The sequence below is a fragment of the Cupriavidus sp. LA-1 genome (assembly GCF_055385985.1).
The window spans coordinates 1-11237 of the sequence record NZ_AP031390.1 but is presented as its reverse complement, the minus strand read 5'-3'; the positions used below and the strand labels follow the sequence as shown (position 1 = coordinate 11237).

At 58.8% G+C, this 11237-nt stretch carries 9 protein-coding genes and 1 pseudogene; 8 read left to right on the top strand and 2 right to left on the bottom strand.

What is annotated here, in order from left to right; genetic code table 11:
- The first annotated feature begins 587 nt into the window (after positions 1-587).
- The 4 genes and pseudogenes from ACZ5MJ_RS34265 to hxsA2 all read left to right on the top strand — a co-directional run bounded on the left by ACZ5MJ_RS34265 (position 588) and on the right by hxsA2 (position 5448).
- Complete coding sequence (locus ACZ5MJ_RS34265; protein ID WP_464227279.1) at positions 588-1478, top strand: hypothetical protein; 891 nt, start codon at positions 588-590, stop codon at positions 1476-1478.
- A 927-nt stretch (positions 1479-2405) separates the two neighbouring features.
- Positions 2406-3644 carry a hypothetical protein gene (locus tag ACZ5MJ_RS34260; protein WP_464227278.1) on the top strand — a complete coding sequence of 413 codons (1239 nt, stop codon included), beginning with the start codon at positions 2406-2408 and terminating at the stop codon, positions 3642-3644.
- A gap of 109 nt (positions 3645-3753) precedes the next feature.
- Positions 3754-4230, top strand: a pseudogene (locus ACZ5MJ_RS34255) (Tn3 family transposase); the annotation flags it as partial.
- Positions 4231-5166: 936 nt separating this feature from the next.
- Positions 5167-5448: a His-Xaa-Ser repeat protein HxsA2 gene (gene hxsA2, locus ACZ5MJ_RS34250; RefSeq protein WP_464227277.1), complete on the top strand. Its 282-nt coding sequence runs from the start codon at positions 5167-5169 to the stop codon at positions 5446-5448.
- Positions 5449-5468: 20 nt separating this feature from the next.
- Here the strand turns inward: hxsA2 and ACZ5MJ_RS34245 are convergent.
- Positions 5469-6463, bottom strand: a protein-coding gene (locus tag ACZ5MJ_RS34245; RefSeq protein ID WP_464225665.1) for an IS630 family transposase whose coding sequence is annotated in 2 segments (ribosomal slippage) — positions 5469-5998 and positions 5998-6463 — 996 coding nt in all. Because the reading frame shifts where the segments join, the coding sequence is not laid out codon by codon here.
- Between the two features lie 29 nt (positions 6464-6492).
- On the opposite strand from ACZ5MJ_RS34245, the gene hxsD reads away from it, so the two are divergent.
- Positions 6493-6888: a His-Xaa-Ser system protein HxsD gene (gene hxsD, locus ACZ5MJ_RS34240; RefSeq protein WP_464227276.1), complete on the top strand. Its 396-nt coding sequence runs from the start codon at positions 6493-6495 to the stop codon at positions 6886-6888.
- Entirely contained in the window at positions 6885-7043 is a 159-nt protein-coding gene (locus ACZ5MJ_RS34235) for a hypothetical protein (protein ID WP_464227274.1), read from the top strand. The genes hxsD and ACZ5MJ_RS34235 overlap by 4 nt, the downstream gene beginning before the upstream one ends.
- Positions 7044-7166: 123 nt before the next feature.
- Here the strand turns inward: ACZ5MJ_RS34235 and ACZ5MJ_RS34230 are convergent, their stop codons facing one another.
- The gene (locus tag ACZ5MJ_RS34230) at positions 7167-8153 is read right to left on the bottom strand and encodes an IS5 family transposase (RefSeq protein WP_464222743.1); all 987 of its coding nucleotides are present in this window, start codon (positions 8151-8153) and stop codon (positions 7167-7169) included.
- 73 nt (positions 8154-8226) lie between these two features.
- Between ACZ5MJ_RS34230 and hxsB the strand changes: the two genes are divergently transcribed.
- Both hxsB and hxsC read left to right on the top strand, forming a co-directional pair.
- Positions 8227-9555, top strand: a complete 1329-nt coding sequence (gene hxsB / locus ACZ5MJ_RS34225; protein WP_464227514.1) for a His-Xaa-Ser system radical SAM maturase HxsB — start codon at positions 8227-8229, stop codon at positions 9553-9555.
- Positions 9549-10700: a His-Xaa-Ser system radical SAM maturase HxsC gene (hxsC, locus tag ACZ5MJ_RS34220; RefSeq protein WP_464227513.1), complete on the top strand. Its 1152-nt coding sequence runs from the start codon at positions 9549-9551 to the stop codon at positions 10698-10700. Before hxsB ends, hxsC begins: the two co-directional genes overlap by 7 nt.
- Positions 10701-11237 lie beyond the last annotated feature (537 nt).

Below are 11237 nucleotides of genomic sequence, written 5' to 3'. Positions count from 1 at the left end.
CTGAGCACGGCGGGCGCCGGGCCCCTGCCTGGCCGTCCAGCCATGCTCGCCATGGGATCCGGCTACGCTCAGGCGTGCGCACGGCGACCCGGCGTGGGGCGGGACCGAAACTCGCGATAACAACGGTTATCGCGAGTTTCCGTGCCGGCCGGATGAACGCCGTCGCCGTTGTCCCGCCTCATGCTGGCCTCCATGCGGGCTTTTCAGGTTAGCGATGGAGGCAATCTGAGCACCCATCGTATTGATGGTGTGCGGCGACATCCTTACGCCCGTCATTGGTTCCCAGGCGACGCACCGCTTGAACCAGAGCATGCGAGGCCATTCTCGATCCATGTCGACCGACCATCAGGACCCTTGACCGCCAACCTTCTGGTTGGCGGTCTTCTTTGGGCTTCGAGATATGGGATACCCCCCGGCAAACGCACTAACTCATTTGTGTTATTGCACTACGCCTTCGAGCGTGGGCCCGGGCGTCCCTCATTCTTCTTTCGTCGTGATTTGATCGGGGGTGTCGATTACGCTTTTATGGCTCGCTGGAGCCACGGCGGGCGATACACCAACGCATCGGAAACAGCAGGGAGTGAGCAATGAAGCGATATCTGATTGCGCTCGCGGTAACCGGACTGGTAGCGGGCTGCGCCTTCGTCCCCCCACAGAACCCCTTTGACAAATACTACGTCGACAAGTCGGGCGGGCCAGAACGAGCGCGAGCGACTGGGATAAGGGTGTTCAGCGAACCGCCTCAGGTAACGCCGGGCACAAACATGGATAGTGACAACCAAGCCATGGTTGGCAACGGCTATGCGCTGCTCGGGTATTCCTCATTCAGTGGGGGAGAATTCCCCAGGGACCTCGTGCTCGATCAGGCGCGCAAGGTGGGCGCCACGAGGGTCCTCGTCTACTACAAGTATGAGGAAACAGAACGTGGCGTCAAAGCGGTATCCACGCCGACGTTTGGATACGCCGCCACCCGGGCCCCCGGAGTAGGCACTATTACATCCACGGCCGTCGGCTCGTCGACCAGTTACGTACCGACTTCCATGCGGCGATATTCACAATTTGCCACCTTCTGGGCGCCGCGACCTAACTATGTCTTCGGGGCGTATGGACGCGATCTGACCGCAGAAGAGCGAGCAAGACTCCAGTCGAACAAGGGTGTTCGCCTCACGGCAATTGTGAATCGGAGTCCTGCGTTCGAGGCTGACATCCTGAAGGACGACATTATTAGGGCAGTCGCTGGACAGGAAGTGCCGGATGCGCAGACCCTTCCGAAGATCATTGAGGCCCACGCTGGTCAACGTGTTGAAATCATGTTAATCCGGGGCGATCAGCTAATGAGTAAGCTCGTGCAACTCAACCCTAAAATTCAGCCTTTGCAAGCCGCACAGCCGGAACAAGCTGCAAAATCCCCTCAAGCGGTGCAGGCCACGCAGGCCGCGCCGGTCCAGTTGGGGAGCGTGCCGCCGACCTCTCAATAACAGGCCAAAGCACCTGGCGGGGTTTCCACGATTGGTGGGGCCCGCCGGCCGCGACCATAGAGGTTCAGCCTGTGTGCTAAGGCAGATGGCTCGAATAGCCGATCTTCGGTGCCCGGCTAATACCGTCGTTGACAAGCCGCGTGGGAGGTGGTCGGAGGCTGAACTACTGTCTGTGCTAACACCCCAACAGCTCGGTCCCTGGTCCATGGAACACTTCACCATTTCACTTACTTACCTATAGATTCCTGGCCCGGAGATTCCTGGCCGGAAGCCATGAGTTAAGAAGAGGCTGATCGGCTCGAATCCGGCTTCAGCTCCGACACCGGCAGCAGTTGTTCGCCTCCCTGGGGAGCAATCCGTCCTGAGAGCGCAAAGTGCACCAGGAAAGGCGCGAAACATGGAAGATACCTTGCTGAATCGGCCTTCCTCTCTCACATTATGAAAACCGAGGTCGGGATTACCTGCATCGTTGCCCGCCGGCCTCATTGATCATTTCCCAAGGGTTTACCTTTGGCGATGGGCCGCGAGCGACCAGGGCCGCATGCTGGTGGGAGTGCCGACCCTCGCCCCGTGGCTTCCAACCCTGGTTGGTGTTTAACATCCAGCGGATGGCGACACGTGTCGCCCCTGATATGGGTTCTTTAGGCGCGATGGCGCCCAAACTCCAAGGCCCGGCGGTGGAAGGCCGTGCCACTGGCCATCCATTCTGAGCGTTGCGCATCGCCGAGGCTCTGCTCATGCATCGGTGAGTCTGTGATAGCCTGCACCCGTTGCGGCACATAGGCGTCGACCGGCAGGGCCATTGGCTTTCATCCCGCATGCAAATCGCCTGAAAGTGCCGAACACCATGCAGTACGGCGCGGGCGACCTAGCCGGATCGTTGCGGCCGCGCCGCTCTTATCTGTAGGTCTTCTGCAACTCATCCGCATGACTGCCTTCCTCCTTGACGACGCCACTGAGCCTTACCCGACTTCCTTTGAGCGCGTCGCCCTCGCCAGTGGCGAGGGGCATAGCGAACGCTGGTTGCAGGAAACGCTGTTTCGCCACCCTCAGTTGCTGCCGATGCCCGAGATGTTCGGGCACGGCGAGAGTTTTGTTCCCCTGTGCCGGGAACTACCGCTGCGCTATGGCACATCGACGGTTTATCTCGACCTGCTCGGTGTGTCGGCCACGGGTCGGCTGGTGCTCATCGAATGCAAGCTCTGGCGTAATCCGGAGGCGCGCCGGGAAGTCATCGCCCAGCTATTCGAGTACGCTTCGCTGCTGTCGGAGTGGAGCTACTCCGACCTTGAGGCCAGGCTCAAGCACGGCCGAGGCTTGAGCGGGGTCAACCCGATGTTCGCACTGGCCAAGGCGCGTCACCCGGACTTGCAGGAAGCCGCCTTTGTCGACGCGGTGTCTGCATCCTTGCGTCGGGGCGAATTCCTGCTAGCCATCGCAGGGGATGGCATTCGCAGCGACCTGCAATCGCTGCGGCGGCTGGTGGCGGACCAGAGTGGCCTGCTTTCCCATCTGGCGCTGCTCGAATTGAGGGTGTATCGCGACCTGAGCGGGCGTACGTTGCTGGTGCCGGCGGTCCCCTTTAAAACCGAGGTAGTACAACACAGAGTGCTCGTGTCCAGCGAGGGCGTGCCTGCTTCCATCGAGCGGGGCGACGTGCCGGCGAGGATGGCCAGCCGTGAACACGACGGAGAGCACGTCGAGTCGGAATCAACCAGCAATCGGGCGGCAAATCGCGCCTTCTGGAACCGGTTTATCGCCGACGCCCACTTCGACCATCCGGACCAAATGCCGCCGCGTCATGGCGGCAACAACTGGGTGCGCATGGAGTTGCCCGGGCCGGTCGCGCCGCTGGTGGCCTATCGGGAAGCGAATGGGAACCTGGGGCTCATGCTCAAGTTCGTTGGCGCGGAAGGTCGCGATGCGCTGCAGCGGCTCATTGAGGACCAAGCCGCCTTGGAATCGGAAGTTGGGCATTCGCTGCGATTCGAGGTGCGCCACACGGCCGAGCAGGACGGGAACGTTGTGGGCCGTCTTCTCGTCGAGCTCACTGATGGACGTGTCGCCGGAATCGGCGAGGATGCGCAGTTGGACTGGTTTCTGGCGACTGCAAATGCCTTGGTCAACGCGCTCAGGCCTCGACTGGCCCAGGCCGCAATTGGCTAGGGAGCGCGAGGCGCCGCGCCCATCCGCGCCAAATGTGCAATGCTCTAGCCGAGCAGTTCCATTGCTCTGTAGCTCCGGGCCCGATTAGCGGAACGCATACGGCCGGCCGACCATCCTACGTCGACTGGGTTCGGAGAGCACGAAGAATAAGCTTTACTTCGCGTTCCGGGAACTGGGTCGCGTTATCCGCACGCTGTTCTTGCTGAAATACCTGAGCGACCCGGAGCTCCGGCGCACGATTCATGCCGCGACCAACAAGAGCGAGCAATTCAATGACTTCGCGCAGTGGTTGATGTTTGGCGGCGACGGCGTCATCGCCGAAAATCTGCGGCACGAGCAGCGCAAGGTGATCAAGTACAACCAGCTGGTTGCCAACATGGTCATCCTCCACAACGTTCAGTGGATGTCGCGCAAGCTCAAGGAATTGCAGGAGCGCGGGCATCCGGTGAATGCCGACGTCCTCAAGGCGTTGTCGCCTTACCGGCGCGAGCACATCAACCGGTTCGGCGATTACCTGCTCGACCTGCAGCGGCGCGTGCCGCCACTCGACCCATCGATCGATTTCGTATTCAAATCAGCGGCTTAGCGAAGATGTGGCGGATTTTTTTCGAATCCCGGCCACTCCTCATGTATGCCGCCGCCCATTTCGACTTTGCTGCCGTCTAGAGCGCCCTGCGCGTCGACGGCCGACTGAGGTGCCGGCGGCGCCGACAGACGTTCCGGCCCTCCCCCATTCAACATAACCTCCCCGTAACCAGCAATTTTTCTCAGTACTGACGTTATGTCAAATAAGTCGACTTGCTCGGAGGATACGGTGTCGTTGGCGTTGGTTTGCAGAAATTTGTTCCTGGTTTTTGCAGAATTTTGTTCCCAACCCCCACGGGCACACCTGCTGACGCGCTGGAGAGCGCGCGCCGGCGGCAGGCGCGGCACCCCGGCGTGATTCGGCTAGCTAGCGCGGCGCACCTGGCAGCGACCGTCATCGCTTTGCACAGCCGAATCCCCTCCATCGGGTCGCCTTGCCCCGTCGGCAAGATCCAGGTCGACGACTGACCGATGCGCTGGGCGAAGGCACAAAATTGCTTAAAGTGTTGGCCGGAGGAACAATTTTTTGCGGTGCCTCCTGAAGCAAAACTGTTACCGTCGCCCTTCAATCGGCTTGCCGGCGGGCGAACAGCTGGAACAAATTTATGCAAACCGACGAGTGCTGACCGGACGGAGCGCGGTGAGCCATCGGCACGGGTCGGAATACCACAATCAGGTGATGACGCTTCCGGGCGCGCGCCGTCAGAATTCGAGCCCCGGGACCTGACACGTTTGCCATATCCCCTCACTAAGGGGGGCTTGGGATTACCTGCCCCCGCTTCACCTCTCATATACGCGAGGGACCGCGCTCGTGCGCCCGTTGAATAGGCCACCGTGCGAGGGAGCGGGCGATTGGAAAGAGTAACTTGTTAGAAAGTGTCAATTGCCTTGACATGACGACTGGTCTAGGCTTGAAGATCCAACAAGGGAGGTCGATATGAAGGGGTTCCTCAAAGCTTTCGCCGTTGTTGCCGCCGGTTTTGCTACGCAGAACGCGTCGGCCATACAGGCGCCTACCGTTGCGCCAACGTTGCCGTCGGATGTCGTTAAGCCTACCGGCGCTAAACCAACGGAAAAACTCTCCGTTCAGGACGCTAAAGGCGATGCTTTCAATTTCGTTCTGAAACGTGCCACGGTAAGCGGTAAGCTCATGGCATGGCATGAGTCGCACGCTTCCCATCGTTCGCATTCTTCGCACTACTCGAGCCGTTATTATTGATCTTTCCGTAAATCATGACATCACCACAACGTTGCCTGAACCCAGCACGCGGCGATGATCGAAGGCCGGTGTTGAGCGCTTTTGAGCTTGTTGCGGGCGACGGTATGCAACTCGTTGAGGTTGTCGGGGCAGAAGTTCGCAATCGCGTGACGCTTGAGCCATGCCCACAGGTACTCAACTGGGTTGAGCTCAGGGCAGTACGGTGGCAGGAAGGTCATATGAATATGTCCCTCGAGAGAATCCAGATATTCGCGGACCATTGCGGCGCGATGGGGCCTGGCCCCATCCCAGATGATCAGCAACGGCTGCTTCAGATGCGCTTTGAGCGCCTTAAGAAACTCGACCACCTGTTCTTTCTTGACGCTGCCTTCGTACAGCCGAAACAGGTAGTTGGTGCGACTCAGGCCGGCGATCGCCGACACATGGTTCCAGTTGAAATGAAACTGGATGATGGGTGTTTGCCCCTTCGGCGCCCAGGTGCGCACACGCGTGGGCCGCTCGCTGATGCCAGTCTCGTCGATAAAGACAATCAATCGGCCTTCGCGCTGGGCTTTTTTTTAAGCGCAGGCCAAGTGTGGCGCTTCCAGTGGCGCACCGCGTCTTCGTCTCGCTCGATCGCGCGACGATCTGGCTTTTGCGCGCTGAAACCCAACGCCCCAAGAATGCGCCAGATCTGCGTTTGGCTGAACTCGACGCCATACGTCCGCTTGATGAGCGAGCCGACGCGCTTGAGTGTCCATAGCTCGGTCCCAAAGCCATGCGCAGTCGGGCTTTGCAGCAACGCCCCGCGCAATTCGGCCAATTGCTCCGGCTCGAGCTTGGCTGGGCGGCCTCGACCTGGCACAGCCCGTAGCGCATCAATTCCGCCTTCATCGAGCAGAGCTTTCCACGTGTACACCGTTTGTCGGGCTACCCCCACGGCCAATGCCACCTCGGCTGGTCGCTTGCCAGCCAACAGCATCCGACCAGCTCGCAAGCGCTTCTTCGTTGCATCGTCTAACGGCTTCTTCGACACGGCGCGTATCTCCAATCAACCCGTTAGAGATGAAACGCGCCAGCCCTGAATCCGTTGTCATGTTTTTTGTAAATCTCAATAATCCCACGATAGTACGGCCGGCTCCCTTTTGGGGGCCGGTTTTTGAGGGCATTATGTCAACACGCTTAGAGTTGGACCCGGCTGTTTACCGACTGGAGGCCGTACAAAAAGCGGCTTATCGTTTTATCGACCGATTGACCATCTTGATTTCCCAGAACGAAGGTAAGCTGGTCTGTGAGATTGAGCTCGTGTTGGGCATCAAGACGCCGTTGGAAGAAATATTGGCAAACTTCAAGCGGGAGTTGCTTGACCAGCAACTGCGATTGCAAATCAAAGAAGAAACGGAACCCGCTCGCAATCTGATACTCGCCTACGCTTTTGCACGCACAGGGCTTCAAGAATGAGCAAGTTCCAACCGCTCGAAAGGTATGTGGGTGACGCCGGCAAGTATGAGCTACTGCCGCTACGGTTCGAGACGCTCGGTGACGAAGAGGTGATACTCACCAACGCTGTTGGCGAATTCACGTTCTTGTCCCGCCAGAAGCTAGGGAATCGCTGATCAATGAGGTTTGCGCTTGATGTTGCACAAGCCAAGGATTTCGGTTTTCGCAACGCGGGAGAGATGGGCCGATTCAAGCCATTTTTCTCTCGTTTGGCACCATTTCTGGCGCGCTTTGCGCGCTCAGGACGGATTGCTCCCCTGTGAGGCCAACAACAGCTTCCTGCCGAGCACCAGATTCGCCAGACCAAACAGGCTGAACAACTGTGCCGTGTTCTTGACCAGGCCCTTGTAGCGAACCTTGCGATGACCAAACAGATTCTTGATGACGTGGAACGGATGCTCGACCCGCGCCCGAATCTGGGCCTTGGCCCGCTCGACAGCGATCAGCAAGTCCTTGACCGCACCGTCACGCATTGCCTTAATCTTGCCGCGCTTGACGGCCACGTGCCACTTCACGGACTTGCCTTGCATCTCCTTGCGCTTGTCCACGCCCGTGTAGCCCGCGTCGCCAAACGCGTGCTCTTCGTAGCCATGCAGCAAGGCATGCGCCTGCGACACATCCGACTCGTTGGCCGCCGTGCCCACCACGCTGTGCACCAGCCCCGAAGTCGCATCCACGCCGAGATGCGCCTTCATGCCAAAGTGCCATTCATTACCCTTCTTGGTCTGGTGCATCTCCGGGTCGCGGCTCTTCTCCTTGTTCTTGGTCGATGGTGGCGCCTCGATGATGGTGGCATCCACAATCGTGCCTTCCTTCATCATCAGCCCCCGCTCGCACAGCATGATGCCGATCTCGTCAAACAGCTTTCGCGTCAGTTCATGCTCGACGAGCAGGCGGCGAAACTTCAGCAGCGTGGTCGCGTCTGGCACCGCTTCGACCGCCAAGTCGATCCCGGCAAATGCCCGCATCGCCATGCTGTCGTACAGCGCGTCTTCCAGCGCCTCGTCCGACAGCCCGTACCACTGCTGGAGGAAGTAGATGCGCAGCATCCGCTCCAGACCGATCGGCGGCCGTCCACGTTTTCCCTTGGGGTAGTACGGCTCGACCGCCTCAATCAGGCGCGACCACGGCACCAAACTCTCCATCTCCGTCAGGAAGCGCTCGCGTCGCGTCACCCGCTTCTTGCCGTGGCTCTCGGCTTCCGCAAAACTGATCTGTCGCTTCATCTCCGACTCATATCGTGGGCATGCACATGACAACGCTTGCACGCCAGTCAACGATGACTGCCGCGCTGATTAAATCAGTCTTTCCCTAGAAGACTTGATTGCGCACCGCCTAGCGCCGACAGACCCTGATTACATTACCTTACGCTCCCGGCATTTTTTGCGAGAAGAGGGGGACAGGGCCAGTCTTGAGCTTCTGGCGCTTAAGACCAGGACCAAGTTCAGCAAGCTGTCCAATTTTACGAACCTGCATCTGTTCGTAGTATCCCTGCGATGTGACCATAGCTGCCAGTACTGTCAAGTGTCTCGCCAGTCTGAGAATAAAGCAGCCTTTGACATGACATGGGAGACAGCAGACAAGGCACTGGACCTTGTCTTCCGGTCGCCGAACCCCGCCATCAAGATTGAATTTCAAGGGGGTGAGCCGCTCCTCAATTTTGAGCTGATTCGATACGTCGTAGAAACAGCAGAGCAGCGTGGCCAGGCCGAAGGCCGCGACCTTCAGTTCGTCATCACGACGACCCTGGCACTCGCCACCGATGAAATCCTGGAGTTCTGCCGGGACCACAAAATCTACCTATCCTCTTCCCTCGACGGTCCAGAGGACTTGCACAACAAGAACCGTCCTCGCCCTGGCCGGGACAGCCACGCGCGATTCGTATCGGGCCTCAAGCGCGCTCGGGACATTGTGGGCTATGACTCCGTTTCGGCGTTGATGACCACCTCTCCGGCCAGCCTTGACCGTGTCAAGAACATCATTGATGAGTACGTCAAACACGGCTTCGACGGCATTTTTCTGCGACATCTTTCCCCATACGGTTTCGCGCTGAAGTCCAAAAGCTTCCAAGCCTACAACGCCGAACGCTGGCTGCAGTTCTACAAGGAAGGCATGGCCTACATCCTGGAACTCAATAAGGCTGGGGTCCACTTTACCGAGTACTACTCCTGTCTCATCTTGACCAAGATGCTGACCTCCGGCGACCCTGGATTTGTCGATTTGATGAACCCTGCCGGTGCCGGCATTGCCGCGGTGGTTTTCAACTACGATGGTGACGTGTATGCGTCGGATGAGAGCCGGATGCTCCGGGAGATGGGGGACACGACGTTCCGACTTGGCAACGTTCACCAAAACACTTACGAACAAATCTTCACGGCGGACGCACTGCTGAACGCGCTGGAGGACTCCTTCACGGCCTCCGCGCCCATGTGCAGCGACTGTGCTTTTGAGCCGTGGTGCGGAGCGGACCCGGTGTTCCATCACGGGATGTACGGTGATGTCCTCGGCCGGAAGCCCGAATCGGAGTTCTGCAAGCGCATGATGGGTGTGACTAAGTACCTGTTGGACGTCATGCGCAACGACGAAGAAGCGAAGGAAATCTTTATGCGGTGGGTGAATCGATGCTAACTCTCTCAGGACGGGTCATCAGGCTGGAGGAACAGGTATCGCCGCGCCAGCTGCTCAGCCTTTGCACAAATCGGGAACTGCCCCTGCCACTGCGAGAACGGAAGGCCTTCCTGGCCAAGTCCGAGGGGACGATACCCTTGGGCTTCCGGCACTATCTGGCTTTTAACGCCCGGCCGGAAGGCCTCGAGGAAGGGGTAACTTGCACTCTGTTAGGTGACGAGTTCAGCTACCTGGATGAGGGAGACGTCATCAGCCTCACCTGTGATGGCCGTGTCCGGTCGCTGTTCCGCGCCAATTCGAACCACAATAGCCTCTTGCTGACGGAGCAGTGCAATAATTACTGCCTCATGTGCTCCCAGCCGCCGAAGCGGGTAGACGACAGTTGGCTGTTGCAAGAAGCGATGGACTCCATTCGACTCATGCCGCGGGAGACGCGCTCGTTGGGTATCACCGGAGGCGAGCCGACATTGTTTGGCGATGGATTCATTGGGCTACTTCGCCACATCAAGAACTGGTTGCCAAATACCTCGTTGCATATTCTTTCGAACGGCCGAACGTTTTCCGATGCGGGTTTTGCTGAGAAATATGCGGCGGTTCAGCATCCGGACATGATGGTTGGCATTCCTGTCTATTCCGATGACCCGGCGCGGCATGACTATGTGGTTCAGGCCAAGGGAGCGTTCGATGAGACTATCCGAGGCATCCTCAACCTCAAGCGTCTGAATCAGAAGGTCGAGATTCGGGTAGTGCTTCACAAGCAGACCTGCCAGGGGCTGCCCGGGCTAGCCGAGTTCATCGCGCGTAACCTGCTGTTCGTCGACCATGTCGCGTTGATGGCCCTGGAAATGACGGGCTTTACACGCGCGAACCTGGATGCGCTTTGGATTGACCCGATTGAATACAAGGCAGAGCTCAGCAAGGCCGTTAAGATTTTGACGGATTACGGACTCAAGACGTCTGTTTACAATCATCCGCTCTGCCTCGTGAACCCGGATGTGGAGCCCTGCTACGTTAAGTCCATCTCTGACTGGAAGAACGAGTACGCGCCGGAATGTGCGCTGTGCACAAGAAAAACTGAGTGCGGCGGCTTCTTCTCGTCAGGTATCCTGCATGGATACAGCAAGTCCATTATCCCGTTTGTTTAGCACTACAAGAGGTCATGCCGGGATAAGGCCGGAAATGATACATAAGCCCAAAAGTAATAAAGAACGCGGTTTTTATGCGATCAGTTGCGCGGTGTGAGAATGCGGACCTATGGCCCCCCCCATGCGACTCGGCGAGTTCGGGTCATCCAAGCGGGGCGAAGCAAGGTGCTTTCCTGGTCCAGTTCGCGCAGCGCATAACGTTCGCTGGCCTCGGCGTGTTCCTGCACGATGGCCACCTGTTCTCTCGCGCACTCGAGTTCCGCCGAGAATTGGGTTCGCAGTTCCGCCAGGTGCCGGCCAGCGGCGTCTAGTCTCAGCTGATGTCGCGGCGTGCGCCTGGCGTTCGGCGACCGAGTCTGCATGCACCGCCTCTGCTTGCTGACGCGCGACAAGGCCCCGTTATCGTGCCTTATGGCCGCATCCCCGGCGCTGCCGGCCTCACGTTCACCCCGGCCCCGTGCGCTGAGGCAAACCGTTGCTTGCCAGAGTTGACGGAAGCGCAACGGTGGTAGCCGGCCGGTGCGGACGGTCGACATC